General features: G+C 70.6%; 26 protein-coding genes. 10 read left to right on the forward strand and 16 right to left on the reverse strand.

All coding sequences use genetic code 11. From position 1 onward, the window contains the following. Nucleotides 1–6: 6 nt before the first annotated feature. Nucleotides 7–2,304: a transglycosylase domain-containing protein gene (locus I3F54_RS10185; RefSeq protein WP_240118344.1), complete on the reverse strand. Its 2,298-nt coding sequence runs from the start codon at nt 2,302–2,304 to the stop codon at nt 7–9. 237 nt (nt 2,305–2,541) lie between these two features. On the opposite strand from I3F54_RS10185, the gene I3F54_RS10190 reads away from it, so the two are divergent. The 5 genes from I3F54_RS10190 (at nt 2,542) to I3F54_RS10210 (ending at nt 7,329) form a co-directional block, all read left to right on the forward strand. Next, complete coding sequence (locus tag I3F54_RS10190) at nt 2,542–3,462, forward strand: SPFH domain-containing protein (protein ID WP_374205886.1); 921 nt, start codon at nt 2,542–2,544, stop codon at nt 3,460–3,462. After that, nucleotides 3,459–3,698, forward strand: a complete 240-nt coding sequence (locus I3F54_RS10195) for a hypothetical protein (protein ID WP_240118346.1) — start codon at nt 3,459–3,461, stop codon at nt 3,696–3,698. The genes I3F54_RS10190 and I3F54_RS10195 overlap by 4 nt, the downstream gene beginning before the upstream one ends. A gap of 93 nt (nt 3,699–3,791) precedes the next feature. Next, nucleotides 3,792–4,319 (forward strand): PadR family transcriptional regulator, encoded by a 528-nt coding sequence (locus I3F54_RS10200; protein WP_240118347.1) that lies wholly within the window; start codon nt 3,792–3,794, stop codon nt 4,317–4,319. After that, nucleotides 4,316–5,005, forward strand: coding sequence for an ABC transporter ATP-binding protein (locus tag I3F54_RS10205; RefSeq protein WP_240118348.1), 690 nt, complete (start codon nt 4,316–4,318; stop codon nt 5,003–5,005). The genes I3F54_RS10200 and I3F54_RS10205 overlap by 4 nt, the downstream gene beginning before the upstream one ends. Continuing rightward, nucleotides 5,002–7,329: an ABC transporter permease gene (locus tag I3F54_RS10210; RefSeq protein ID WP_240118349.1), complete on the forward strand. Its 2,328-nt coding sequence runs from the start codon at nt 5,002–5,004 to the stop codon at nt 7,327–7,329. The genes I3F54_RS10205 and I3F54_RS10210 overlap by 4 nt, the downstream gene beginning before the upstream one ends. 43 nt (nt 7,330–7,372) lie before the next feature. Here I3F54_RS10210 and I3F54_RS10215 read toward each other — a convergent pair whose 3' ends face one another. The 4 genes from I3F54_RS10215 to I3F54_RS10230 form a co-directional block, all read right to left on the reverse strand. Beyond that, nucleotides 7,373–7,801, reverse strand: a complete 429-nt coding sequence (locus I3F54_RS10215) for a hypothetical protein (protein WP_240118350.1) — start codon at nt 7,799–7,801, stop codon at nt 7,373–7,375. Between the two features lie 4 nt (nt 7,802–7,805). After that, nucleotides 7,806–8,192, reverse strand: a complete 387-nt coding sequence (locus I3F54_RS10220) for a roadblock/LC7 domain-containing protein (RefSeq protein ID WP_240118351.1) — start codon at nt 8,190–8,192, stop codon at nt 7,806–7,808. Nucleotides 8,193–8,272: 80 nt separating this feature from the next. After that, a complete protein-coding gene (locus I3F54_RS10225; RefSeq protein WP_240118352.1) occupies nt 8,273–9,313 on the reverse strand; it encodes a DUF4388 domain-containing protein in 1,041 nt (346 codons plus the stop codon). Between the two features lie 189 nt (nt 9,314–9,502). Continuing rightward, nucleotides 9,503–10,447, reverse strand: a complete 945-nt coding sequence (locus I3F54_RS10230; protein WP_240118473.1) for a LysR substrate-binding domain-containing protein — start codon at nt 10,445–10,447, stop codon at nt 9,503–9,505. A 150-nt stretch (nt 10,448–10,597) separates the two neighbouring features. Here I3F54_RS10230 and I3F54_RS10235 point away from each other — a divergent pair, with 150 nt between their 5' ends. The 3 genes from I3F54_RS10235 to I3F54_RS10245 all read left to right on the forward strand — a co-directional run bounded on the left by I3F54_RS10235 (nt 10,598) and on the right by I3F54_RS10245 (nt 12,416). Next, nucleotides 10,598–11,152, forward strand: a complete 555-nt coding sequence (locus I3F54_RS10235) for a peroxiredoxin (RefSeq protein WP_240118353.1) — start codon at nt 10,598–10,600, stop codon at nt 11,150–11,152. A 3-nt stretch (nt 11,153–11,155) separates the two neighbouring features. Next, nucleotides 11,156–11,698, forward strand: coding sequence for an alkyl hydroperoxide reductase (locus I3F54_RS10240; RefSeq protein ID WP_240118354.1), 543 nt, complete (start codon nt 11,156–11,158; stop codon nt 11,696–11,698). A gap of 295 nt (nt 11,699–11,993) precedes the next feature. Beyond that, the gene (locus tag I3F54_RS10245) at nt 11,994–12,416 is read left to right on the forward strand and encodes a cupin domain-containing protein (RefSeq protein ID WP_240118355.1); all 423 of its coding nucleotides are present in this window, start codon (nt 11,994–11,996) and stop codon (nt 12,414–12,416) included. 162 nt (nt 12,417–12,578) lie between these two features. Here I3F54_RS10245 and I3F54_RS10250 read toward each other — a convergent pair whose 3' ends face one another. The 5 genes from I3F54_RS10250 to I3F54_RS10270 form a co-directional block, all read right to left on the reverse strand. Beyond that, nucleotides 12,579–13,922, reverse strand: coding sequence for an AI-2E family transporter (locus I3F54_RS10250; protein WP_240118356.1), 1,344 nt, complete (start codon nt 13,920–13,922; stop codon nt 12,579–12,581). 177 nt (nt 13,923–14,099) lie between these two features. After that, complete coding sequence (locus I3F54_RS10255) at nt 14,100–14,789, reverse strand: transglycosylase SLT domain-containing protein (RefSeq protein ID WP_240118357.1); 690 nt, start codon at nt 14,787–14,789, stop codon at nt 14,100–14,102. A gap of 427 nt (nt 14,790–15,216) precedes the next feature. Further along, nucleotides 15,217–16,542, reverse strand: coding sequence for a PhoH family protein (locus tag I3F54_RS10260; RefSeq protein ID WP_240118358.1), 1,326 nt, complete (start codon nt 16,540–16,542; stop codon nt 15,217–15,219). 508 nt (nt 16,543–17,050) lie between these two features. Continuing rightward, entirely contained in the window at nt 17,051–17,824 is a 774-nt protein-coding gene (locus tag I3F54_RS10265; protein ID WP_240118359.1) for an isoprenyl transferase, read from the reverse strand. Nucleotides 17,825–18,576: 752 nt separating this feature from the next. Continuing rightward, a complete protein-coding gene (locus I3F54_RS10270; RefSeq protein WP_240118360.1) occupies nt 18,577–19,371 on the reverse strand; it encodes a methyltransferase domain-containing protein in 795 nt (264 codons plus the stop codon). A gap of 51 nt (nt 19,372–19,422) precedes the next feature. On the opposite strand from I3F54_RS10270, the gene I3F54_RS10275 reads away from it, so the two are divergent. Next, complete coding sequence (locus tag I3F54_RS10275; RefSeq protein ID WP_240118361.1) at nt 19,423–19,947, forward strand: DinB family protein; 525 nt, start codon at nt 19,423–19,425, stop codon at nt 19,945–19,947. Nucleotides 19,948–20,177: 230 nt separating this feature from the next. Here the strand turns inward: I3F54_RS10275 and mycP are convergent, their stop codons facing one another. Next, nucleotides 20,178–21,542, reverse strand: coding sequence for a type VII secretion-associated serine protease mycosin (gene mycP / locus I3F54_RS10280; protein WP_240118362.1), 1,365 nt, complete (start codon nt 21,540–21,542; stop codon nt 20,178–20,180). A gap of 1,752 nt (nt 21,543–23,294) precedes the next feature. After that, the gene (locus I3F54_RS10285) at nt 23,295–23,831 is read right to left on the reverse strand and encodes a hypothetical protein (RefSeq protein ID WP_240118363.1); all 537 of its coding nucleotides are present in this window, start codon (nt 23,829–23,831) and stop codon (nt 23,295–23,297) included. Nucleotides 23,832–24,058: 227 nt separating this feature from the next. On the opposite strand from I3F54_RS10285, the gene I3F54_RS10290 reads away from it, so the two are divergent. Continuing rightward, complete coding sequence (locus I3F54_RS10290; protein WP_240118364.1) at nt 24,059–24,439, forward strand: DUF192 domain-containing protein; 381 nt, start codon at nt 24,059–24,061, stop codon at nt 24,437–24,439. A gap of 108 nt (nt 24,440–24,547) precedes the next feature. On the opposite strand, the gene I3F54_RS10295 is transcribed toward I3F54_RS10290, so the two are convergent. From I3F54_RS10295 to I3F54_RS10310, 4 genes are read right to left on the reverse strand one after another with little or no spacing between them, the layout of a single operon-like run. After that, a complete protein-coding gene (locus I3F54_RS10295) occupies nt 24,548–25,171 on the reverse strand; it encodes an OmpA family protein (protein WP_240118365.1) in 624 nt (207 codons plus the stop codon). An 8-nt stretch (nt 25,172–25,179) separates the two neighbouring features. Continuing rightward, nucleotides 25,180–25,761, reverse strand: coding sequence for a hypothetical protein (locus tag I3F54_RS10300; protein ID WP_240118366.1), 582 nt, complete (start codon nt 25,759–25,761; stop codon nt 25,180–25,182). Between the two features lie 37 nt (nt 25,762–25,798). Further along, nucleotides 25,799–26,395 (reverse strand): pilus assembly protein TadG-related protein, encoded by a 597-nt coding sequence (locus tag I3F54_RS10305; protein ID WP_240118474.1) that lies wholly within the window; start codon nt 26,393–26,395, stop codon nt 25,799–25,801. Further along, entirely contained in the window at nt 26,392–26,610 is a 219-nt protein-coding gene (locus I3F54_RS10310; protein ID WP_240118367.1) for a Flp family type IVb pilin, read from the reverse strand. Before I3F54_RS10310 ends, I3F54_RS10305 begins: the two co-directional genes overlap by 4 nt. Nucleotides 26,611–26,676: the final 66 nt, after the last annotated feature.

A 26,676-nucleotide genomic window follows, 5' to 3' on the forward strand; every position in this document is an offset into this window, starting at 1 on the left:
GGAGCCCTACGGGTTCTGGTCGCGGACCTGCGGGTCGAGCGGGGGGTCCGGAGTCTGGCTCGTGGACTGTGACGGCGGCGGGGAGGACGACGGCGGCGTCTCGCTGGGCGTCTCCGTCGGCGCCTCGGTGGTCGGCGTCTCGGTCGGCGTCTCGCTGGTCGGCGTCTCGGTGGGTTCCTCGGTCGTCGGGGACTCCGAGGGCTCCTCGGACTCCGTCGGCGACTCGGACGGCGTCTGGGTCACGGGCGGTTCGACCGCCGCGCCCTGGTCGGTCTCCAGGTCGAACTCGGTGACCTTGGTCTGCACGTCGAACGTGTACTCGGCCCAGATCTTCGCCGGGACGTCACCGCCGTTGATGCGGGGCTTGCCGAGGGCGTGGTGGAGGGAGACGTGGCCGTGCGGGGGTTCGGGGTCCTCGCCGAACACGCCGACCGTGGTGACCAGGCTGGGCGTGTAGCCGTTGAACCAGGCGGTGACGTTGTTCTCGGCGGTGCCCGTCTTGCCCGCGACCTTCTGCCCGTTGCGGGCGGGGTTGTTGCGCACCGACACGCGGGCCGTACCGTCGTCGACCACGCCGGTGAGCACGGAGGTGACCGCGTCGGCGGCGTCGCGGCTGATGGTCTGGTCGCCGACGGCGTCGGGCAGGCTGACTGCGCGGCCGTTGGACTCGACGGACTTGATCAGGGTCGGGGTGACCTTCTTGCCGTGGTTGTCGAGGGTGGCGTAGACGCCCGCCATCTGCAGCGGGCTGGCGCCCATGGTGCCGAGTGTCTGCGCGGGCACCGCGTCCAGCTTCTCGGTGTCCATGCCGAGCTTGCCGCCGACGTCCAGCACCTTGCGCATGCCCACGTCGACGCCCATCTGGGCGAAGACGGAGTTGACGGACTTGTTCATGGCCGTCTGGACGGTGATGTCGCCGTAGTCCGCGTCGTCCTCGTTCTCGGGGGCGAAGCCGACCTTCCGGCCGTGGTCGACCACGGGCCGCCTGCTCTTGCCGTCGTAGAAGGTGTGCGCGCCGATCTGCTCGCCGTCCTGGGTCTCGGCGCCCTCCTCCAGGGCGGCGGCGAGGACGACCGGCTTGAAGGTGGAGGCGGGCTGGTAGTCGGTGCGGGTGGCGTTGTTCGTGTAGTGGTCGAAGTAGCTCACTCCGCCGTACATCGCGACGACCGCGCCGGTGCGGGGGTCGACCGACACCGCGCCGGCCTGGGCCTTGGTGTCGTCCGGGTCCTTCTTGTCGACCGCGTCCGTCAGCTGGTCCTTGACCGCTTTCTCCAGGGACGACTGCTTCTTCTTGTCGATGTTGAGGGTGATGGTCCAGCCGCCCCGCTTGATCAGCGCCAGGGCGTCCTTGGTGGTCTCCGCGCCGCCCTGCGCGACCAGCTGCCGGGCGAGTTCGGCGTTGGCCGCCTCCACCAGGTAGCCCTTCTGGCCGCCCAGTCCGGGGGTGGGCTTGGGGTCCTTGGGCACCGGGAACTTCATGGCGGCGCGCTCGCCCTGGTCCAGCCAGCCCTCCTCGACCATGTTGTTCAGGACGTACTCCCAGCGCTTCTGGACCAGTTCCTTGCCGGTCGCCGAGGCGATGGCCCAGTCGTACTGGTTCGGGGCCTGGAGGAGCGCGGCGAGGTAGGCGCCCTGCTCGACGGTGAGCTTGTCGGCGTCGACGCGGTAGTAGGCCTGCGCGGCGGCCTGGATGCCGTAGGCGCCGCGGCCGTAGTAGCTGGTGTTGATGTAGCCGGCGAGGATGTAGTCCTTCGACTTCTCCCGGTCCAGCTTCAGCGAGATCACCAGCTCCTTCAGCTTGCGGGAGACGGTCTGCTCCTGGCTGAGGTAGTAGTTCTTGACGTACTGCTGGGTGATCGTCGAACCGCCCTGGGCGCCCTTGCCGGAGAGGGTGTTGACCAGGCCGCGGGCGGTGCCCTTCAGGTCGACGCCGGAGTCCTTGTAGAACGTCTTGTTCTCGGCGGCGACGAAGGTCATCTGGACCTTCTTGGGCACGTGGGCGAGGTCGACGATCTCGCGGTTGCGCTCGCCGTCGCGGGTCATGACCGAGCCGTCGGCGTACTTGTAGATGTTGCTCTGGAGCTTGGCGTCGGCATTGCCCTCGGGGATGTCGATCATCATGTAGAGCACGATGAAGCCGCCGATCCCGAGCAGGCACAGGCCCAGGAACGTGCCGAGGATCTTCTTCCAGGTGAACAGCCGGCGTATGCCGCTCTTGCCGCCCGCCTGCGACGAGCGGCGGCGCCCGGGTGCCGCGCGGCGGCCACCGCGCTGCCGCGCTCGTCTCTCATCCGCTCGTCCCATGGTTCGGTTCGCTCCGCTTCGTCGTCGTCCGTCACAGGAGGGGTGCCCGGTGCAGGTCAGCTCAGAAAGCTAACACCGCTGTATGTGACAAAGGCCGCCCGATGCGGTCGTTACGGACGTGACAATGAGCACCCCTGCCACAGAGAACCGACGTGCGAACGGGGTTGAAAGTTGCCCCCACCGGGAAAAGTGTTATCACTTAGCTAGTTGCATGCAAGCATGAAACGGGGGGATCCCATGACCAAGAACGCCGACATACCCGAGATGCCCGCACCACGCGTGCGGGAGTTCGCCGCGCAGAGCATCGGCGGCGGACTGGCCCTGCTCCTGGGCCTGCTCGGCCTGCTGGCCGCGGTGGCGTCGTTCATCGCCTCCTCCGCCGTCGCCGCCGCGGGCGCGAAGGCCGGCCTGGCCGTGGGCGGCGTCCTGCTGCTCCTGGCCGCGATCATCGCGATGCGCGGGCTGAACATGGTGGCGCCGGGCGAGGCGCGGGTCGTGCAGCTCTTCGGCCGCTACCGGGGCACGGTCCGGCAGGACGGCCTGCGCTGGGTCAACCCCTTCACCTCGCGCCAGAAGATCTCCACCCGGGTGCGCAACCACGAGACCGCCGTCCTGAAGGTCAACGACGCGTACGGCAACCCCATCGAGCTGGCCGCGGTGGTGGTGTGGAAGGTGAACGACACCGCCCAGGCGACCTTCGAGGTGGACAACTACCTGGAGTTCGTCAGCACGCAGACCGAGGCGGCCGTGCGCCACATCGCCATCGAGTACCCCTACGACGCGCACGAGGAGGAGGGCCTGTCACTGCGCGGCAACGCCGAGGAGATCACCGAGAAGCTCGCCGTGGAACTCCACGCGCGCGTCGAGGCGGCCGGCGTGCAGATCATCGAGTCGCGGTTCACGCACCTCGCGTACGCGCCGGAGATCGCCTCCGCGATGCTCCAGCGGCAGCAGGCCGGGGCGGTCGTCGCGGCGCGCCGGCAGATCGTGGACGGCGCCGTCGGCATGGTGGAGGCGGCGCTCGCCCGGATAGCCGAACAGGACATCGTGGAACTGGACGAGGAACGGAAGGCGGCCATGGTGTCGAACCTGATGGTGGTGCTGTGCGGGGACCGCGCCCCGCAGCCGGTCCTCAACGCGGGGACCCTCTACCAGTGACGTCCGAGTCCGAGGGGGCGGCCCCGCGCCGTCGGCCGCAGCAGCGCAAGCAGGTGCTGCTGCGGCTCGACCCGCTGGTGTACGAGGCGCTCGCCCGCTGGGCGGGGGACGAGCTGCGCTCGGCCAACGCCCAGATCGAGTTCCTGCTGCGCAGGGCGCTGGCGGAGGCCGGACGGCTGCCGCGGGACACCGGCCCCCTGCCGCGGCGGGGGCGTCCGCCTGTTTCGGAACCGTGACAATCGGCTCCGACCTGCCGCTCCACACATCACGCCACGGGCTGCGCACTCCGCGTATACACGCGATGTATACACGGAGCGTAGAGTCGTGCCATGTCCATCGGTCACACCCTTCTGGGACTCCTTGAGTCCGGGCCACGCCACGGCTACGACCTGAAGCGGGCCTTCGACGAGAAATTCGGTCACGACCGGCCGCTGCACTACGGCCAGGTCTACTCCACGATGTCCCGCCTGCTGAAGAACGGGCTCGTGGAGGTCGACGGCATCGAGGCCGGCGACGGTCCCGAGCGCAAGCGGTACGCCATCACCGAGGCCGGCGTCACCGACGTCGAACGCTGGCTCGGCACGCCGGAGAAGCCCGAGCCCTACCTGCAGTCGGCCCTGTACACCAAGGTCGTCCTGGCGCTGCTCACCCACCGCGACGCGGCCGACATCCTCGACACCCAGCGTGCCGAGCACCTGCGCAGCATGCGCATCCTCACCGACCGCAAGCGCAAGGGCGACCTCGCCGACCAGCTGATCTGCGACCACGCCCTGTTCCACCTGGAAGCCGACCTGCGCTGGCTGGAGCTGACCGCCGCCCGCCTCGACAAGCTGCGGCAGGCGGTGGTGTCCCCGTGACCGCCCCCGCCGGTTCCCTGCTCGCGGCCCAGGGCCTGCGCAAGGCCTACGGTCCCACCGTCGCCCTCGACGGCGCCGAGTTCTCCATCCACCCCGGCGAGGTCGTCGCCGTCATGGGCCCCTCCGGGTCCGGCAAGTCGACGCTGCTGCACTGCCTGGCGGGCATCGTCACCCCCGACGAGGGGTCGATCACCTATGCCGGGCGGGAGCTCGCGACCATGAGCGACGCCCAGCGCAGCGCGCTGCGCCGCTCCGAGTTCGGGTTCGTCTTCCAGTTCGGCCAGTTGGTGCCGGAGCTGACCTGCGTGGAGAACGTCGCCCTGCCGCTCCGGCTGAACGGCGTCTCCCGCAGGGAGGCCGAACGGACCGCGGTGGGCTGGATGGAACGGCTGGAGGTCGACGACCTGCGCAGGAAGCGGCCCGGCGAGGTCTCCGGCGGGCAGGGCCAGCGGGTCGCCGTCGCCCGCGCCCTGGTCACCGGCCCGCGGGTGGTCTTCGCCGACGAGCCGACCGGCGCGCTCGACTCCCTGAACGGCGAGCGTGTGATGGAACTGCTCACCGACGCCGCCCGCTCGGGCGGCACCGCCGTCGTCCTCGTCACCCACGAGGCGCGGGTCGCCGCCTACTCCGACCGCGAGATCGTCGTGCGGGACGGCAGGTCCCGGGACATGGAGCGGGCCGTATGAGTGTCCGTCAGTGGTCGCGGGACCTGTCCATGGGGGTGCGGTTCGCCTTCGGCGGCGGGCGGGAGGGCTGGACCCGGGCCCTGCTGACGGCCGTCGGCGTCGGGCTGGGCGTGGCCCTGCTGCTGCTGAGCACCGCTGTCCCGAACGCGCTCGCGGTGCGGCACGACCGCGACAAGGCCCGGGCGGACCACACCTTCAGCCAGCCCGACCGGCCGAAGGCCGACAACACGCTGATCGTCGCGGACGCCAACACGATGTTCGGCGATCGGGACGTGCGCGGCCGGCTGCTGGAGCCGGAGGGCCCGCGGGCGCCCCGGCCGCCCGGCGTGGACCGGTTGCCCCGAGCCGGGGAGATGGTCGTCTCCCCTGCCCTGAAGGACCTCCTCGCCTCCCGCGACGGCAAGCTGCTGCGCGAGCGCCTGCCCTACCGGATCAGCGGCACCATCGGCGAACCCGGCCTGGTCGGCTCCCACGAGCTGTCCTACTACGCCGGCGCCGAGGGGCTGTCCGCGCGCCTCGGCCGCGGCTCGGTGGCCCGCATCACCGCCTTCGGCGACACCGTCGCCGTGACCGCCGAGCGCACGGACCCGGTCCTGATCATGCTGATCCTGGTCGTGTTCACCGTGCTGCTGATGCCGGTGGCCGTGTTCATCGCCGCCGCGGTGCGGTTCGGCGGCGAACGACGCGACCGACGACTCGCCGCGCTGCGCCTGGTCGGCTCCGACAGCCGCACGACCCGGCGGATCGCGGCCGGCGAGGCGCTCGGCGGCTCCCTGCTCGGCCTGGTCCTCGGCGCCGGGTTCTTCCTGATGGCACGTCAGGCGGCCGGCTCGGTGGAGCTGATGGGCGTGAGCGCCTTCCCGAGCTACCTCACCCCCTCCCCCGCGCTCGCCCTGCTGGTGGCCGTCGCGGTACCGGCGGCGTCGGTACTGGTCACCCTGTTCACCCTGCGCGGTGTCGTCATCGAACCGCTGGGCGTGGTGCGCACGGCGAAGCCCGCGCGCCGCCGGCTGTGGTGGCGGCTGCTGCTGCCGCTGGCCGGCCTGGCGATGCTCTACCCGATGCTCGGGCAGGGCCGGGACAACGGCTACTTCAACCAGTACCTGGTGATCGGCGGCGTCATGCTGCTGCTGGTCGGGGTGACCGCGCTGCTGCCGTGGGCCGTGGAGGCCGTCGTCGGCCGGCTCGGCACCGGCGGCCTGTCCTGGCAACTGGCCGTACGCCGGTTGCAGTTGAGCAGCGGAACGGCGGCCCGCACCGTCAACGGCATCGCGGTGGCCGTGGCCGGGGCGATCGCGCTGCACATGCTGTTCTCCGGGGTCGAGGGCGACTACTCCCAGCCCACCGGCCAGGACCTCCGGCGTGCCCAGATGCAGGTGTCCCTGGACCGCGGCGCCATCGGCGCCGCCGGGAGGTTCCGCTCCACCGAGGGCGTGCGCTCGGTGACCCAGCTCTCCGGCATCGATGTCGGCGACCGGCGCCTCGACCCCGATCAGGGCGTTCCGCTCACCATCGGGGACTGCACGGCCCTGCGCGAGCTGGCGGCGCTGCCCTCGTGCCACGACGGTGACGTCTTCGCGGTGACCGGCGCCGAGCCCGACGAGTCCTGGACCTCGCTGGCCCGGCCGGGCCGCACCCTGTACCTCGATCCGTCCTACGAGGGCTCCCCCGGCGAGGCGATCGCCTGGAAGGTTCCCGGGACGCTCCGGCACGGGACGTCCGTGGACGGGCTGCTCGGCTTCCGCAGGGGCGGCCTGATGATGACGCCGGCCGCGCTGCCTCCCGGCGCCGCGGAACGGGCCACCACCCAGCTCTATCTGCGGCTCGACCGGTCGGTGCCGCACGCGGAGGAGTACGTCCGCAACACGACCGCCGGGATCGACCCGATGGCGGACGCGACACTGTGGTCGTCCACCAGGGAGTCCACGAGGTTCGCCTCGATCCGCACCGGCCTGTTCGTGGGCGCCGCCTGCGTGCTCGGGCTGATCGGCGCGAGTCTGCTGGTGGCGCAGTTGGAGCAGTTGCGCGAGCGCCGGAAGCTGCTGTCGTCCCTGGTCGCCTTCGGCACCCGGCGGCGCACGCTGAGCCTGTCGGTGCTGTGGCAGACGGCGATCCCGATCGCGCTGGGCCTGTTGCTGGCCTCGGCGGTGGGTCTCGGGCTGGGCGCGCTGCTGCTGCGGATGGCCGCCACCCCGGTGCGGGTGGACTGGGCGAGCGTGCTGGCGATGTCCGGGATCGGCGCGGGCGTGGTCCTGGCGGTGACCCTGCTCAGCCTGCCGCCGCTGCTGCGCCTGATGCGCCCGGAGGGCCTGCGCACGGAGTGAGCCGCGGGCCCGCCACCCCACGGGGTGACGGGCCCGCCCGCCGTCAGAGGGTGTACTCCTTCACCACCCTCCGCACCTGGGCGAACAGCATGCCCACGTTCACCGACTTGCGGCAGACCACCACCGCGATGACGTCCTGCTGCTCGTTCAGGCGGACGAACAGGTGGGTGAGGTTCTCGCTGTTGACGAGGATCTCCTGGAAGAAGTGGTTCTCGGAGCTGATGCCGCGGCGTTCCTTGAAGATGTCCTCGATCATGACGACCGTGCGCCCCTGGAACAGGTCGAGCGTGGCACCCGCGAGCAGGTCCAGCACCTCGGGCGGGTGGTTGTCGACGGTCTCGTACGACAGCAGCATCCCGGTGGACATGTCGACGACCCCCGCGGCGACGCAGTCGGGCGCCTCCGCACGCAGGGACTTGACGAGGCCGATCACCTGGTCGGAAAAGCCGGGGGACATACGCTTGGTGGCCATCGGGTCACACTCCTTCGGGGGCGGGGGCGGTCAGGATCGCGCCGATGCGGTCCAAGTGCGGACGGCTCGCGCGGTGCAGGCGGTCGACGTCCATGCCCTCGTCTCCGAGGACGACCATCAGCGCCGTGTCGCCGACCGCGTAGAACGCCGCGCAGCCGTGGCTGCCGTAGGTCACCGTGCGGCTGAGGGTCCCGCGGTCGGTGACGCTCGCAGTGCGCCGGGCCAGCCCCAGCCCCGCCGCCGCGAGCGCGGCCAGGGACTCGGGGTCGATGGAGTCGGCGGTGTCGGCCGCGATGAGCAGCCCGTCGGCGGCTGCCACCGCCGTGTCGGTGATCCCCGTCACCTGTTCGCGCAGGCCGCGCATCTCCAGCGCGAGGGCCTTGTGGTCCATGGGCTCAACTCCCGAATTTTCTGTTCGCACGCGCTCGGCGTGGTGGTTCATGTGGTGGTTCCTGTGGTGGTCGCGCGCCCTTACTGCGCGGTCGTGTTCCGCAGCCGGAAGAACTCCTTCCAGCTCGCCCCGGTCCGCCGCGACGCCAGCTCGTCCGGCTCGTCCCCGGCGGGGACACCGGGGACACCGGGGACACCGGGGACACCGGGGAGCGGTCCCGGTGGGTCGGCGGAGTCCGCCGCGACCCCGCGGCGCGGTCTGAGTGTCTCGGTGATGCCGCTCGCCCCGGGCCGGCGGCGTGGCAGCGCCGTCGGCCCGGCGGGCCGCCACGGCGGCACCGACGGCGGGGCGGGATCCCGGGGTTGTACGCCCCGGGATCCCGGCGGCAGCCGGACCGGTATCGGCAGAGGCGCGTCGGGGCACTCCAGCAGCCCCTCACCGAGCATCCGGGCGACTTCCACGGTCACCGCGTACACCGCCCGCCCCGTACGGAAGGCCAGGTCGCGGGCGGTGCGACGGCCGTCGGCATGGGTGAGCAGCTCACGCTGGAGCATGCCGAGCCGGTAGCCGGCGCGGGAGAGCTGCGCCGGCACGGGGCGTTCACGTTCGGGACCGACGGGATAGGGCAGCGCGACGACGGCGGCCAGCCGGCGGACCGCTTCCTCCAGCACCCGCGCGGGCGGCTCACCGACGGTGAGCGGCGCGCGGGGGGCGACGCCGTCGACACGTTCGAAGGAACCGATCCGTCCCGCGACGACGGCGAAGGCGGCGTCCCGCAGGGCCAGCGCGCACACCAGGCGCAGCTGCGCGGCACCGGCCAGACCGTGCGCGGCCAGCGCATCGGCCGGCCAGCTCGAACCGCCGGACTGCCGCACCAGTTCGGCCCATTCCTCGGCGCTGATCCGGCCCGAGCGCAGCAGCAGCGCGTCGGGGCCGGGCGCTCCGGGCGACTCGACCGCCACGAGGAGCCCGTCCCTGAAGTGGAAGGTTCCGCCGGGCGAGCCGGACACCCGGAGCGCGCCGGTGAACTCCTCGCGCGCGCACCCGGCCAGTGCCCCGGCCAGGACGTCGTACCCGATCTGGCCGAGGCGGCCCCGAGTTCCCTCCCCGATGCCCGCCATCACTCCCCTTGGACTTCGCACACACGCCTGACGCGTCACTCCGAGGGGGCATGTGTATCAACGGGGAGGCGGAGTTCGGCCGATTGTTCCCTACCTGCCGCTACCTGACGGAAGTTGAGACGTCCGGCTGCGCAAACGATCTGTGTGCGGTGACCATTTGACCGCTGGGAGCGCTTTCGGGAAAGGCGCTCAGGAGGGTGTGCCGAGCACCCGCACCGGCAGCGGCTCCATCGCCTCGCGCAGCGCGGCGGCCAGTTCCCCGTACTCCGCGCCGCGCGCCGCGCCCGTCCGCATGGCCAGGGCGATCCGCCGGGTCGGCGCCGGATGGGCGAAGGAACCGGTGAGCAGCCCGCTGCTGCGAGTGGTCTCCAGCCTCAGGGCCGTGCGCGGGAGCAGGGTGCAGCCGAGACCGCCGGCGACGAGCTGCACGAGCGTGGACAGCCCGGCGGCCGTGGTGGTGACCGGGGCGTCCTCGCGTCCGGCCTCCCGGCAGATCTCCAGGGCCTGGTCGCGCAGGCAGTGCCCTTCGTCCAGCAGCAGCAGGTTGAGCTCCTTCAGCGCCTCGCGGGCAATGCCCTCCCGCCCGCCCAGCCGGTGGCCCAGAGGCGTGACGAGGACGAAGTCCTCGTCGAACAGCGGCAGTTCGGCGATGCCGGGCACGCCGAGGGGCACGGCGAGCAGCAGCAGGTCGAGGCGGCCGCTGTGCAGCCCGTCGACGAGGCTGGCGGTCTGCTCCTCGTGCACCTGGAGGTCGAGGTCGGGGTAGCGCTCGTGGACGAGCCCGAGCACGGTCGGCAGCAGGTAGGGGGCGACCGTGGGGATCACCCCGAGCCGCAGCGCGCCGGTGAACGGCGCCCGGACCGCCTCCGCCTCCTCCAGCAGCGCGCCCACCTCGTCGAGCACGGCCTTCGCCCGTACCGCGAGCCGCTCGCCCGCCGGCGAGAGCAGCACCTTGCGCGTCGTACGCTCCAGGAGGGTGACACCGAGTGTCTCCTCCAGTGCGGACACGGCACCGGAGAGGGCGGGCTGACTCATCCCGATCGCGGCGGCCGCGTCCCGGAAGTGGAGATGCTCGGCCACCGCCGCGAATGCGCGGAGCTGGGAAAGGCTGGGCTGCCGCCGCTTGCTGCCGATGCTCACTCGACCCTCACTGATAGCTACGTCCGATCAACACGACCGAGTGTAGCTATTTCACTAATCAATGCACCCTGTGCCAACATCAACATCGTCCAACCCATGGGAAACACCGCCAAAAGCGGTGTTTCCCCGCTGCAAGGAGAGCGCGTGCTCACTGTCGGTGACAAGTTCCCCGAGTTCGAACTGACGGCCTGTGTCTCGCTGGAGACGGGCAAGGAGTTCGAGAAGATCGACCACAAGACCTACGAGGGCAAGTGGAAGGTGATCTTCGCTTGGCCCAAGGACTTCACCTTCGTGTGCCCCACCGAGATCGCGGCCTTCGGCAAGCTGAACGACGAGTTCGCCGACCGCGACGCCCAGGTCCTCGGCTTCTCCGGCGACTCCGAGTTCGTCCACCACGCCTGGCGCAAGGACCACGACGACCTGCGCGACCTGCCGTTCCCGATGTTGGCGGACTCCAAGCACGAGCTGATGCGCGACCTCGGCATCGAGGACGAGGACGGCTTCGCGCAGCGTGCCGTCTTCATCGTCGACCCGAACAACGAGATCCAGTTCTCCATGGTGACCGCGGGCTCCGTCGGCCGTAACCCCAAGGAGGTCCTGCGGGTCCTGGACGCGCTCCAGACGGACGAGCTGTGCCCGTGCAACTGGAAGAAGGGCGACGAGACCCTCGACCCGGTCGCGCTGCTGGCCGGTGAGTGACGCATGTCCCTCGACAGCCTCAAGGCCCGTGTACCGGACTACGCCAAGGACCTGAAGCTCAACCTGGGCTCCGTCATCGGCAACTCCGACCTGCCCGAGCAGCAGCTGTGGGGCACCGTGCTGGCGACCGCCATCGCCTCACGCTCCGCGATCGTGCTGCGTGAGCTGGAGCCGGAGGCGAGGGCCAGCCTCAAGCCGGAGGCCTACACGGCGGCCAAGGCCGCCGCCGCGGTCATGGCGATGAACAACGTCTTCTACCGCACCCGCCACCTGCTGTCGGACCACGAGTACGGCAACCTGCGCGCGGGCCTGCGGATGAACGTCATCGGCAACCCCGGCGTCGACAAGGTCGACTTCGAGCTGTGGTCCTTCGCGGTCTCCGCGGTCAACGGCTGCGGCATGTGCCTGGAGTCGCACGAGCAGATCCTGCGCAAGGCCGGCCTCGACCGCGAGGTCGTCCAGGAGGCGTTCAAGATCGCCGCGGTGATCCAGGCGGTCGGCGCGACGCTGGACGCGGAGGCGGTCCTGGCCGAGTCGGCCGAGTAACCCTCCCGGCCCCGCCACGGCCCCCGTACGCCCGACCACCCTCCGGGCGCACGGGGGCCGCTGCCGTCCCTCCGACCCCACGTGCGCGACCGGCGTGACCGGGGACCGCTCACCCCGGCCCGCAACGTCCGGTGCGGTGCTCCGCGGGCCGGGACGCGCCCCTCGTCGCGGACGTGCCCGGGTCGTGCGGCGGCGCGCCGCGACGGCCCTGCCGGACGCCGCGTGCCGCCGCCCCCTCCCCGTACGGCACTACGCTGGGAGAGGGGAAGCCAGCGTCACCCAGGAGAGGCCGGCCATGAACGGACCCGAGGAGCAGACGCAGCGGCGGACGCCGTCCGGCCGTCCGGACCGGGTCACCGTGGTCGCCGCGGACGAGCGCCGTCCGGGACCCGGGACGCCGGGGATGGAGCGGCAGGAGGCCTTCGCCACGGACGGCATGTGGTCGGGGCTGGTGCGCACCGAGCCGGGCACGGTCTCCGGCTGGCACCACCACGGCGCGTACGAGACCGTCGTCTACCTGCTGTCCGGCGCGATACGCGTCGACTTCGGCCCGGACGGCGCCGAGAGCGTGACCGCCCGCCCCGGCGACTTCCTCCGGGTACCGGCGGGAACGGTGCACCGCGAGGGCAATCCGTCCGCCGAGCCCGCCGAGGCACTCGTGATCCGGGCGGGCACCGGTCCGTCCACGTTCAACGTCGACGGACCGCCGCCCGCCTGAGACCTGCCAAGACCTGCCACGGGCTCCGGCCCGTCACCCGGCCGCGGACGCCCCGCCCCGCGGACGCCCCGCCGGCCGCCCGACGCGACCTGCGGCACACCGGCACTGCGGGCCGGTCCGGTCCGAGCCGGTGCGGCTACCGCTCGGTGACCGGCACGCTGCCTACCCGTCCCCCGCTGCTGCTGCCCCCGCCACCGGTGTGCCCGCCACCGGTGCCGGTCCGGGGGCCGCGTCCGAGGAGGTGGCGCCCCTCGGGGGCGGGGACTGTCGCAGGGCGGGTCCACGGGAGTAGGCCCGCAGATAGCCGACGACGGTGTTGGTCACCGCCACCAGCGGCACGGCGACCACCGCGCCGCCGATGCCCGCCACCATGCCGCCGGCCGTCACGGACAGCACCACGGCCAGCGGATGGACCCGAACGGCCCGGCCGAGGATGAACGGCTGGAGGATGTGCCCCTCGATCTGCTGCACCGCCAGGACGACCACGAGCGTCATCACGGCCGTGAACACGCCCTGCGTCACCAGCGCCACGACCACCGCGAGCGCACCGGAGGCGACCGCGCCGACCAGCGGGATGAAGGCGAACAGGAAGATGAAGACGGCGAGCGGGACGGCCATCGGCACGTCCAGGAAGTAGATGCCGAGCCCGATGAAGATCGCGTCGATGAGGGCGACGATCACCGTGCCCCGCACGTACGCCGTGAGCGTGGCCCAGGCACGCGGTCCGGCACCGGCCACGCCCGGCCGGGCGGCGGCGGGGACCAGCTTCAGCGTCCACTCCCAGATGCGCCGGCCGTCGTAGAGGAGGAACAACGTGCAGAAGACGGCCAGCAGGATGCCGGTGAGCGCCTCGACGACGACCTGGACACCCTCCAGCCCGGCGGAGGTGATCTGGTCGGTGTTGGCGCCGATCGCGTCGCGCAGGTTCTTGGCGATCTGGTTGATCTGCTTGTCGGTGACGTGGAAGGGGCTGTTGAGCAGCCACTTGCGCAGCTCGTCGATGCCGTCCTGGACCTGGTCGGAGAGGTTGTCGATGTTCTCCATGACCTGCCAGGTCACGAACCAGCCGATCAAGCCCATGATGACGAAGCCGAGTATGGCGGTGAGCGCCGTGGCCGGCCCGCGCGGTACACCGACCCGCCGCAGCCGCGCCACCGTCGGCTGGAGCAGCGCGGTGATCAGCAGCGCGGCGACGAAGGCCAGGACGACGAGCTGGACGGCGCTGATCACCCGCATCAGGACCCAGACCGTGCCCGCCAGGACCAGCAGCCGCCAGCCGGCCTCGGCGGCGACCCGGACGCCCCAGGGGACCGCCCGCGCGGGGTCGGGGCGGTCGGCGACCGCGGGGGTGTGGTCCGGCGGCGGGGGCACCACGTGCTCGGGCGGCGGTACCGGCTCCGGCTCGGTGTGTTCCCGCTCGACCTCGGCGCGTCGCTCGTCGAGCCGCTCGCCCATCTCGGTCAGCCCGGCACCGAGCCGACCGAGCCACCCTGGCACTCGAGACATGATCCGTCCTCTTCCCCCGTCTCTCCCCACCACTCCCCCCAGGAGTCGTCTGCCTCAGACGGTACAGGGCGTGCGGACGATCACACGGCCGCAGCCCCTCCCCCTAGGACGGGGAGGGGCTGCGCACGGTTTGAGAACGGCGCCGCGGGAGGCGGTCCCGGGGCTGCCGGGGGCTCCTCAGTACCAGTGGTTGGCCTGCCAGAACGACCAGGCGGCACAGGGGCTGCCGTACCGGCTGTTCATGTAGTTCAGGCCCCACTTGATCTGGGTGGCCGGGTTGGTCTGCCAGTCGGCGCCGGCGGAGGACATCTTGGAGCCGGGCAGGGCCTGGAAGAGGCCGTAGGCGCCGGAGGAGGGGTTGACGGCCCGGTAGTTCCAGCTGGACTCGTGGTTCACGATGTTGCTGAAGCACTGGAACTGGCCGCTCGACACCACCTGGCGCGCCATGGACTGGATCTGCGCGATGCTGTAGGAGCTCTGGACGGGGAAGTCGGCGGAGCTGCGGCTGGCGGCCAGCTTGGCCTCGGCGCGTTCCTTGGCCTCCTCGGCCGCCTTCTCGGCGGCCTCCTTCTTCTTCGCGACCGCGGTCTCGGCAGCCGCCCGGCGGGCCGCCTCCTCGGCGTCCTTCTTGGCGGTGGCGTCCGCGGCGATGGCCTGAGCGTCGGCCTGCTGCGTCAGGGACGCGGTCTGCACCTGGGCCTGCTCGCCGGCGGGTATGTCCGCGAGGAGTGTCGCGTCGGCTGCCGCCGCTTCGGCGTCGTTGTTCTGGGCGGCGGTGCTGCCCGAGGCAACGCCGACGACGCTTCCGACAGCGGTGACCGCGGTGGCCGAGGCCACTGCGAATCCCCGGACCGAAATCCGGCTCACACGGTTTCCTTCCAGCATCGCCCGCTTCGGTGACCCTGGCGGACGCAATCGTGCCCCTGGCACTGGCCTCCCCAACTGCGGGTCACGGAAGGCGCGGGCCCGGTGGGCAACTCCCGGCACGGGAGAGCCGCGTGGTGCTCGGGCGGCATACGACGATCAGTATGGAATTGGGTGGTTCTTCTGGTGTGCCGTACCGCTGGGGGCACAGCTGTGTCGTATGCGGGGCCTGACAGGAGTGAGACTCTGCCGCAACCCGATGCCGCAAGGCAATTCTGCGTTGCGTGTGAAAGCTCACATCCCGTTTGGCCCTGGGGATTTCGGAGAAACGCCACGCGCGAAGGCGCCGCCGGACTACGCTCGCTTCCTTCGTCCGACGGCGCCAACTGACGCGTAACCCCTGTGAACTTGACAGAGCCGGTCAGGCCGCTCAGATGTGCCCTTCCTCCAGCATTTCGGTCACAAGTGCGGCGATCTGGGACCTCTCGGACCGGTTGAGGGTGACGTGCGCGAAGAGCGGGTGCCCCTTCAGCTTCTCCACGACGGCGACGACACCGTCGTAGCGGCCCACCCGCAGATTGTCCCGCTGTGCCACGTCATGGGTGAGGACGACCCGTGAGTTGGCACCGACCCGGGACAGAACGGTCAGCAGCACGTTCCGTTCCAGCGACTGCGCCTCGTCGACGATCACGAACGCGTCGTGCAGGGAGCGCCCCCGGATGTGGGTGAGCGGCAGGACCTCCAGCATGCCGCGCGCGGTGACCTCCTCGATGACCTCGCGGCTGGTGACCGCGGAGAGCGTGTCGAAGACGGCCTGCGCCCACGGGCTCATCTTCTCGGCCTCACTGCCGGGCAGGTATCCGAGTTCCTGCCCGCCGACGGCGTACAGAGGCCTGAAGACCATCACCTTCTGGTGCTGGCGGCGCTCCAGCACCGCCTCCAGGCCCGCGCACAGCGCCAGCGCCGACTTGCCGGTGCCGGCCCGGCCGCCCATCGACACGATGCCGACGTCCGGGTCGAGCAGCAGGTCCAGTGCGATGCGCTGCTCGGCGCTGCGGCCCTTGATGCCGAACGCCTCCCGGTCGCCGCGCACGAGGCGGACGTTGCCCTCGGCGGTGACCCGGCCCAGGGCCTTGCCCCGCTCGGACTCGATGGTCAGGCCGGTGTGCACGGGCAGGTCGGCCGCGTGGGGGACGTACACGTGTCCTTCCTCGAAGAGGATGTCCACCTGTTCACCCGGAAGGGTGAGTTCGGACATGCCCGTCCAGCCGGAGTTCTCCGTGATGGCGAGTTCGGCCCGGTACTCCTCGGCGAGCAGACCGACCGAGGACGCCTTGATCCTCAGCGGCAGGTCCTTCGAGACGACGGTGACGTCGAACCCCTCGGCCTGGAGGTTGCGTGCGACCGCGAGGATGCGGGAGTCGTTGTCGCCCAGGCGGTAGCCGGTGGGCAGCACGCTGGGATCCGAGTGGTTGAGCTCGACCCGTACGGTCCCGCCGAGGTCCCCGATCGGGATGGGGGAATCGAGGCGGCCGTACCGCACCCGGTAGTCGTCCAGCAGGCGCAGCGCCTGCCGGGCGAAGTAGCCGAGTTCGGGATGGTGCCGCTTGGCCTCCAGCTCCGTGACCACGACGATCGGGAGCACGACCTCGTGCTCGTCGAAGCGGTTCAGGGCGTTGGGATCGGCCAGCAGGACGCTGGTGTCGAGAACATAGGTGCGCCGGTCGGGCTTGTGGCGCTTTGTGCTGGTCACCACGGAAGGACGTACCCCCTCGGATGAGGTCGGGGAGCGACGGGACGGAACTGGACCGGTGTCCGGCCCTCGCGCACGGCGGGCCGGACACCGGCCCTCCGCGGCTGCTTCCGTGCGGTGATCGCACGGTGGGGCTGGTGCAAAGGGCCTCCCGGGCGGACGGCCCCGTGCCGTCCGCTGAGATCCGACACCCGTGGTTCGGGCGTCGACCTGGTTGCTTTATGCCCTCGAACGTGCGATGCCATGCCGATACGCATGACGGCACACCGGTGAACTCCGTGTGACGTCCGGACGCCGGGGGCGGCCGGGGTGCTCCTCACGGGACACGTGAGGATGTTCGCGCGAGACCGGGGACCCGCCCTCCGGGTGCCGGAGGCGGTCGTGCCGCGCCGTGCTCCCGGGGCCCTGCACGGCCGGAACCCCGCGGCCGTCCTCCGGCCGGTCCGCCCGCGCCCGCGGGCCGCCGCGGCAGGGCCGGTGCACTGCGCCCGCCGCTGCACGGCGGTGCGTGTCAGCCGCCGTAGCGGCGGTGGCGTGCGGCGTAGTCCCGGAGCGCGCGCAGGAAGTCGACCTTGCGGAAGGCCGGCCAGAAGACCTCACAGAAGTAGTACTCGGAGTGCGCCGTCTGCCACAGCATGAATCCGGACAGCCGCTGCTCGCCGCTGGTGCGGATGACGAGGTCGGGGTCGGGCTGAGCGCTCGTGTACAGGTGCCGGCCGATCATGTCGACGTCGACGGTGTCGGCGAGGTCCTCCAGCGAGGTGCCCTTCTCCCGGGCGTCCAGGAGCATCGAACGGACGGCGTCGGCGATCTCCTGCCGCCCGCCGTACCCGATGGCGACGTTGACCAGTATCCCCTCGACGTGCGCGGTGGCCTCCTCGGCCTCCTTCAGGGTGCGTCGCATGCCGTCGGGCAACAGATCGGTCGCGCCGACGTGGTGGACACGCCAGCGCCCGTCCGCGGCGAGGGTGCGGACCACGTCCTCGATGATGCCGAGGAGCGGAACCAACTCCTCCTGCGGACGGTCGAAGTTGTCCGTCGACAGCAGCCAGAGGGTGACGACCTCGACGTCGGTCTCGGAGCACCAGCCGAGGAACTCCTCGATCTTGTCGGCACCGGCCCGGTGACCCTGCGCGGCGGTGGAACCCGCGGCCTTCGCCCATCGCCGGTTGCCGTCCATGATGACGCCGATGTGTTTGGGTACCTGAGCGTGGTCCAGGTGGCCTTCCACCCGGCGCGCGTAGAGCCCGACCAGCAGGCCGCGCAGTTTGTCGCGCAGGTTCACGTGATTGTCAGCCCCTCCGTGCGGAACAGACCAGAGAGCGGTCCCCAGGGCGGAAGCGTACCGCTGTTCCCGGCAGGTGAGGCCAACGGGTACGAGGCCCGGCCGGGGCTCGCGGGGCGGGTGTCCGTAAGGGATCGGGGGCGTGCGCGGCGCCCTCGGAGGTGAAGGGAGCGAGGGTGGGGTGGGAGGCGGGGCGGGGCGGCGCGCGCCGTGGTGCCCGCGCGGAACCCTTGCCGAAACCTCTGCCCGGACAGACGTTCGACGGGGTCCACGCCCGGCACGGGCGAAAAGGGAACGGGCGAGTCCACCAGAGAAGAAACGGGCCGGTCCGTGGGGGGGAGACGGACCGGCCCGAGGGGGGGTTTCCACCATAACCCTTCGTAAGGGCAGATGCGTGCATCGGCGTGCCACAACTACTCTCCGAAATCGGACGGCGACGCGGTGCCGCGGAGATCGAACGGCCCCGCAAGGTCGCGGAACTGCGATTTCCCGAGAATCGAAGGCGACCGGGCGGGTCCTCACCGGTCCGGATCACATCCGCCCGGGGTCCCCCCGACGGGCTACCCCGCCCCGGGGCGCCCGCTTGACGGCGCCGGCACCGCGCAGCCCCCTCCACCGCGCGGTACCGACCGCGCAGCTTTGCTCACGCGAATTACCTTGGTCTGAACCTATGTGATCCAGCAGGTCGAAGGCCAGCCATCGCCGATAACGATGTGGAAACCGCGGAAAGGACGGGGGAACCGCCGGCGTCCTCAGCCGCCGGGCCTGCGAACGTCGAAGAGGTGCCGTGTGCTGTGCGCCACGAACGGCCCATCGGCCTCGATCCGCTCGTGCAACGCGCGCAGTCGGGGCTCGTACTTCTCCACCGTGAACCCCGGGACCATCCACACCACCTTGCGCAGGAAATGGACGACCGCGGCGATGTCGTGGAACTCGATGCGCAGCCTCTCGGCCCGAAGACCGACGATCTCCAGCCCGGCGGCCTCGGCGTCGGCGCGTTCCCGCTCGGGACGGCGGGCGCCGACCACTTCGTCGGGCAGCGGTCCGAGGAAGTACTCCACCAGTTCGAAGACGCTCGCGGGCCCCACGTGCTGGGCGAAGTACCTGCCGCCGGCCTGCAGAACCCGCGCGATCTCGTTCCACTGCGGGCGCACGGGATGCCGGCTCACGACAAGGTCGAAGGCGCCGTCCGTGAACGGCAGCCGCGCGTCCTCCTCAGCCGCGACGACGGCGACACCGCGCGGCCGGAGCAGGGCGGTGGCCTTCGCGACGTTCGGCGGCCAGCCCTCGGTGGCCACGGTGACGAGAGGCCGGCGTGCCGCACGCCGCAGCGCGAAGTCGAGGACCTCCCCGCCGCCGGTCTGGAGGTCGAGCGCCGCCTCGGCCCCGGCCAGCCGGTCCGCCAGGGACACGGCGTACCCCCACGAGGGCCGTGCCTCGGTCGCCCGGCCCTCGAACCAGGAGAAGTCCCAGCCCTCGGTGGGGACGGCGACGCCTTCGGCTACGAGTTCTTCGAACGTGCGGGTGGAGTCGGGGGTGGGCTGCATGGTGCCGATGATCGCAGGCTGATGTCAGTGGGCGCTGCTAGTTTCCGCGGCATGACGACCTCCGAGACCCCGCCCGGTGCAGGAATGCCGTACCAGGGCGACGAGAAGGACACCCTGCGGGCGAGCCTGGACCGGCACCGTGACGCGGTGCTGTGGAAGCTCGACGGCCTCGACGACGACAGCCTGCGCCGCCCCATGACCCCGTCCGGCACGAGCCTGCTGGGCCTGGTGAAGCACCTGGCGTCCGTGGAGTACGCCTGGCTGGTCGAGACGTTCGGCCGCGAGGGGGAGCCGCTGTGGTTCGACCCCTGGGAGAACGAGGACATGCGGGCGACCCGGGACGAGACGGCGGAGCGACTGACCGCCTTCTACGCCCGCGCCCGCGCCGCCGCGGACGCGGTCATCGCCGAACTGCCGCTGGACGCCGTCGGCAGACCGTCGTGGCACGCCGGCCGCACCGTCTCCCTGCGCTGGGTCCTGGTCCACATGATCGAGGAGACGGCACGGCACGCGGGCCACATGGACATCGTCCGCGAACTGATCGACGGCGCGACGGGAGACCACCGGCCCACCTGAACCCCTGCCCGGCCCCTCGCGACGAGGGGCCGGGCCGCCTCACGCACGCTCCACCGGAACTCCTCGCCGCAGGACTCGTCATCGGCCGGATCCCGTCGGCTCCCGCGCTCCGGGGTCACGCCCGGGTCCCTCGGCACTCGGTCGCGGCACGGCAACGTGCGAGTAGGCGAGTTGCGGGGAACAGCAGCCCAGTGCCCTCATACGGACCGGCCATCAGCCTCCACCGCACCTCACCGGTACGATCCGCCCTGGTCGTGCGGGCCGCCGCCGTGCGGTGTGCCGTCGTGACCGGGCCGGGTGAACTGCCGGTTGCCGTGAGGAGGCTGGTGCATGGGGGCGCCGGGCGGTGGCGGTGGCGTGGTCCGATGACGGCGCCTACGGGTGACGGCCGCTCCGGCGGCGGCGAGGACTGCCGCCGCACCGACGCCGAGTACGACCCACAGGGTGCTGCTGCCGGAGTCCTCTGCGGCCGAGGTGTTGGAGCCGGTGCCGTCATCGCCATCGCCCCTGGCCGGCGCTCCTCCGCCCTGCGCCTCGGACGCGCTCGCCGACGGGACCGGTGACTTCTCCGCTGCCGCCTTGAGATCGGGGAGGGGGTAGACGTCCGCCGGGCCGGGATCGCCGGGGTTCTGCAGGGCGATGCGGGGACGGACGATGCCGTAGCCGATGGAGTCGTTGCGCTTGGCTCCGTCGGTGGGCGCGCCGATCGTGTTCAGCATGACGCGCAGGATCTGGTTGTTCGTCCAGGTCGGATGCTTGGACCAGATCAGGGCTGCGCTCGCGGAGGCCAGGGCGGTGGCGTCACTGGTGCCGTCCCCCTTGCACAACCCGGTCTTGCCGCCGCATGCATGGACCATTTCCTCCCCGGGAGCGGCCATGTCCACCTGCGAGCCATACTCGGAAAAGGAACTGCGCCGGAGGTTCTTGCCGATCGAACCAACACCCACGACACCGGGGGTTGCGGCCGGATAGAGAACAGGGTTTCCTTCGTCTCCGCTGTTGCCCACCGCTCCGAACACCAACGAGCCTTGCTCCAAGGCGTACTTCACCGCGTTGCTCAAGCTTGCATCGTTGTAGGAAGTACCCATGGAAATGTTGACGACTTTGGCACCGTGGTCGACTGCATAGCGGATCCCGTCCGCGAAGCTCGAAGCCGACAGGAACGGGTTGTACTCGCCTCGGCCCGGCACCCGAATCGGGAGGATCTTGGTGCCTGGCGCTAGTCCGAATGCACCCTTTCCCCCTCCGTAAGCACCCGTACCGGCGATGAGTCCGGCCATGCTTGTGCCGTGGCCGTCCAAATCCGTGTGCTCGTCACCTGATGCCTCAGAAGGAGCCAGGTCGAGGCCGTCAAGAATTCGTCCCTTGAGATCCGGATTGGTCGGGTCGACCCCGCTGTCGATGACTGCAACCGTGACACCCTTGCCCGTGCTGGTCCGCCACATCTCGTCGGCATGCATGGCATCCAGGTGCCACTGCAGCGACCGGGTCGTGTCCGCTTGAGCCAAGGCGGCCGAACTGCCCACCAGCAGAAGAGCAGCAAGTGCTGAAGCGGCGGTCCGGAACCGACCGCGCCCTGTTCTGATGGTGGGCATGTACGTCCCTCTCCTGTGTCTGTCGTACGTCAGTCGGCAGCCGACGAGGGGTTGCGGCGATCAGTCTGCTGCTTCTTGCGCTGCTGAGCTCCACTGGTCGAACCAGTGACGCTGCGGGCACCACTACGATCGCGGCTGTCGCTGGGCGTGCCGCCGGAGATGCCTCCGCGTGTGGGTGCGGACGGTACCGGCGCACCGGGGCGAGCGGGAGCGCGTCCCGTTTGCTGCGGCGCCCCGCCGACCACGCCGCTCTGCGGGGTGGACATGGGACGTCCCGTGTTCGTCGTGCCTCCGGGGCGTGCAGTCGTCGGCGACCCGCTCGGTCGTGCCGTGGACGAGCGCCCAGCCGTCGCCCCACGGTTGCCGGCGGCTTCTCCCCCGACGACCGTCCCACCCGGCAAGCGGCTCGACGGTCGGCCCGCAGCAGGCGTGGCGCCCGGACGGCCTCCGGCGATGCCCTGATTGCTCGGGCGTCCGCCCGTGACGCCGGAACCCGACGGGCGTCCGCCCGAAGCTCCGAGACCGCTTGAACGGCCTCCCGTGACACCTGGATTGGTCGGGCGGCCGGCTGCGCCTCCGTTGGCAGACGGAACGCCGCGCCCCAGGTTCTGGCCGGGAAGCGCCCTGCCTCTGGCTGTGCCGGATGCCGGTCCATGGGGGAACTGGCCCGTTCCCCCGGTGCTGCGACCACGCGGGAGCCCTGTGTTTCCCTGGCCGGGCGCAGTAGCAGTGCGACCGCTTGTGACCTGCTTTCCAGTCCCGCCCGAAACTGATGGCATACGCCCGTTTCGGCTGGAGTTGGGCGGGACCCCGGTCGCAGGCAGCGGAAAGGGTGTTTCGGGACGAGCAGGTGTGGGCTGCCCTGATGACGGCACAAGACCGGTTCCTGGAGCGGGACGCTGAGTCTCCGAAAGAGTGCCCACAGAATCGATCTCGACATGCGCTGGTCTGTCGATACTGACCGGCCGATGAGTATCGGCCGGAATCGGGCCCGCGGGACGCATTTCACTGGTGTGTCCCGGTGTCGCGACGTGTCCCGGCACACCTGCTGCTGAGCTGCCGGCACTCGCGGCTGCCGCGCCCGTCCCCGCGCCGCCCGTTCCTCCACTCCCAGGGCGGGTCAGATCCTCGGGCTTCTCCAAGCTCAGACCCGACGGCGGCGGTGGGAACTTGGGCCGGTGCAAGCCGTTCATCTCCCGGGAGGACACGTCGTACGCGGAGGTCAGCTTTCGCATCTCGACGGCCGCCTCCTGGCGGGTCTTCTCCTTGCTCGCCGCCAGTGCCGCGAGATCCGCGCTGGCCCTGGACCCGACGGCGGCGGCGTCGGGGTCGTTGTGGTGGGCGCGGGCCGCGGCCAGGTTGGCCGAGGCACTCGGCTCGTCGCGGGGGATGGACACCTTCGCCGTGGCGATGGCGACCGAGGCGTGGGACATCCACGTCGCGGAGTCGTCACTGAAGTCGGCGAGTCGCAGGGCGGAGTTGGCGAGGTCTGCGGCCCAGGTGCGGAAGGCGTCCGCGCCGTCGCCCTTCCACTCCACCCACTGCGGACGGAACTTCAGCTCCGTCGCGATCTTGCGGATTTCCGTCGCCGCCTTGGTCAGCTTGTCAGCGGCGCCCTGGACCGTGCCGCTGTTGGCCTGGTCCAGCCACGCCAGCATCTGCTCGTGGCTCATCCCGTCGAAGGACGTGCCCTCACCGGACCCGTTGCCTGCCATCAGCTGTCTCCCCGTTCCCGTCGTCCGTGCATCCGCGTCAGATCGTGCCGCCCGGGTCGCCGGCCGGCGGCTTCTCACCGCCGCCACTGCCCCCGCCCTGGGCGCCGTGGTTCTTGGCGTGCTCCGGGTCGTACGAGCCGCCGTAGTGCTTCGTCATCTCCACGTCGATCGCAGCCATGCGATTGCGAACGTCCTCGTCCATGTTGTCGTAGCCCTTGTGCGAGGCGAGGACCGCGATGGACATCGCCTCCATGCAGTCCGAGAACAACTTGGAGAACGTCTCCAGGTCGGCGATGACCTGCGCGTACGACCTGTGGAGGGCTGCCGCCTCGACCCACGATCCGTCGCCGCCGCCGAACTGGTGGCGCACGACCTGGTCCTGTCCCACTCGCTTGGCGCCGGCCTGCGACTCCTTGAGATCGCGGACGAGTTCGTCGATCCGCTGCCGGAACTTCGTGAACGACGTGAACTCGACCTCGATGTCGTGAACCGCGTGCTTCGCTGTGTCGAAGACGTTGGACAGCCAGGGCCAACCCGTCGCACCCGACGATCCGCCGCTGTCGCTCGGCAGCACTGGTACCTCCCCGTTCCCCGTTCGGTCTTCGGATCAGACAAGACCGCGCTCATTACTTTAGCGATCAGCTGTGACAGACGTGTGGCGGGTGCTGTGGTGAGCGGTGAGCATTCGGCCACCACGGTCGAGTTCCGGCTCCTCCACACCAGGTCTACCAGTGAGGGCGCACCGCCGTGACGAAGTGACTACGGTCGACAAGTGGCCGGTGCAGGAAGGGGGCGGTGGGCTTGCCGCGGCAATGGCTCGACGGGCAGGGCACGTTGGTGGTCGAAGCGGGCGGCGCGGGGGCGGTGTGCGAGGTCCCGCTGGAGATCGCGGCCTCGTACCGGGCGCGCACCAAGGGGCTGCTCGGACGGACTTCGGTCGACGGGGCGATGCTGCTGTCGCCGGCGAACAGCGTGCACACCTTCCGTATGCGGATGCCGATCGACGTCGCCTACCTCGACCGCCACCTGAGCGTCGTCGCCGTGCGGACGATGCGGCCCGGGCGGCTCGGGCTGCCCCGGCTCCGGGCCCGGCACGTGCTGGAGGCGGAAGCGGGGGTCATGGCGGGGTGGGGGGTGCGCGTCGGGGCGCGGGTGCGGGTCGAAGCCGTTCGGCCGCGCTGAGGGGCGTTCTGCTTCTGCTGTGCGGGGGCGGCTGCCCGCGTTCGCGGGCTGCGGGAGCATGCGGGCCCCTGACGGGTTCCCCGGTTCGCTCGGGCCGTCCGCTCAGGACTAGGTGCGCGGGAACGTGACCTCCACCCTGCGGTTCTTCCTGCGGCCCTCCTCCGTCGCGTTCGAGGCGATCGGGTACTGCTCGCCGTAGCCACGGACCTCGAAGGTGATGCTCGGGGCGTTCAGGTCGTCGTCGAGAGCGTCCTGCACGGCATTCGCGCGCTGCTTGGACAGGACGTCGCCGTGGGCGGAGGAACCCAGGTTGTCGGTGAAACCGAAGACCCTGATGCGTGACGCGTTCTGCTTCTTGATCTCCTCCGCGATCGCCCTGATCCTCGCCCGCGCCTGACCGCCCAGCTTCGCGCTGTCCTTGCCGAACAACACCTCCGCCTGCAGGGCGAACTTCACGTCGGCGTTGGTGTCCTCGCGGCGTTCGTCGCCCGACTGGTCCTCGACGACCGACTTGATGTCCAGCACCTTCGGCTCGGCGAGCGTGGCCCCCTCGGGGAGCTTCAGATCCGGGTCCGTGGGGTCGACCTTCACGGGGGCGGCGGCGCTCGGTTCCGTGCCCGGGGGAACGCCGGGGGTGTCGTCGGCGTGGGCGGGGGTGGTGCCGCCGTAGAGGGTGGCGGTGAGGAGGAGGGTCGCGGTCACGCCCAGGGGGACGGTACAGGTGCGGGTCATTCCCAGCCTCACCCGCTGATCTGAACGGGGGCGGATGCGAACATCGGCAGCTCGAAGGTGACTTCGGTGACGTTCGACGGCGGAGCCGGGAACTGCATGAATACCGGAAGCGACTCACCGGACCTGACGGTTGCGATGCCGGTGGTGGTGAGGGGGCGGCCATCCGTGTCACGCAGCACGTAGTAGCGCTTCTTGCCCTTGGAATCCACCAGGGTCGCCCCGCCCAGGGACCGGCCGTGGCGTAGCACTTCCGTTTCATTGCCGCTCAACTGTGCTGGAATGACGGCTGACTTGCCGCTGTCGTTCTTCAGGTTCCCGCTGACGGTGACGAAGCCTCCCGAGTCGCGCGCGACGGACGTAATCTGCAGGAGCAGACCGGTCGGCCCCTTCACCTCTGCGAGAGGAACGTCGGACTGGCCTTCTTGGGTACTTGGTTTGGATCCTGTGTCCTTGGAAGCGGATGCGGCCTTCTGCGGCTTCTCGTCGTCACCACCCCCGCTGCCGCAGCCGGCCACTCCGAGGGCCAGACCGGTCGCAACAGCCAGCGTGACCACCCCCCTGCGGGCCTTCGCAGTGAACCGAATGCTCATTGCTCAGCTTCCTTCTTCCCTCGTGATGGTGCGTTCGTCAGCCGACCAAATGGACGTCGAACAGGTCCTGTGGCTCGGGGAGCAGTCCGGTGTCTTCGGGATCAAGATCCCAGTCTCCGTCCTCGCATGCCAGCCGGGGCAGCGTGTCGGGTTCTGCGTCCGGCTCCGGGAGTTGGAACGCGCAGAGTGGCTGGATGACGGCGGTGGCCCATGCCTGAGCATGCTGGCGTTCCGTGCCGGGGACGATCGATTTGCCGACTGCCTTGGCGTTCTCGACCTCCACCCTGTAGCCGAGAGGACCCGTCGGTTCGCAGTTCCGCACGCGTGCGCCGTTCTGGCCGGCCAACTGGTGGGCCCGCCAGCACGACGGGGCCACAGTTACGTTTCCGTCGAAGATCTTCTGCCACTTGCCGGGGTCACCCAGGTTGGTGCGCCATTGAGCAGCGAGTTGATCCCTGGTGTCCTGAGCCGCCGCGAGCGCCGCGGCGTCGGCGGCGGTTTGAGCGCCGTTCCGGTTGGCCGCGGCCTGGCCGACGGCGAAGTAGGCCAACGCAAGCAGGAGCAGGCCCCCCACCACGGTGATGTAGATGGGAAAGGCCTGCCCTTGGTCGCCGAACCGGCCCGGGGGCGTCAGCCGTTGCCGATGACCTCGTTGATCTTGTCCGTGATGGCGTTGAAGATCGTCTGACCGATGTCCGTCCCCGTGATGGCCAGCACGATCGCGACGACCACCGCGATGATCCCCAGATACTCCACCGCGGTCTGCCCCGCGTCCTCGCGGGCGGCCCGGGTGGTGCGCGCGGCGTGGGTTCGCAGGTAGGTGACCGTGGAGTTGATCCAGTTGCTCATGGTGTTCCCCTCCGGGTGTCTCGGCTTGCGCACCGTAGGCGGGGAGTCGGGTGGGTGTCGAGGGTC

This window comes from Streptomyces sp. MUM 2J (assembly GCF_022414535.1).
Taxonomy (GTDB): Bacteria; Actinomycetota; Actinomycetes; order Streptomycetales; family Streptomycetaceae; genus Streptomyces.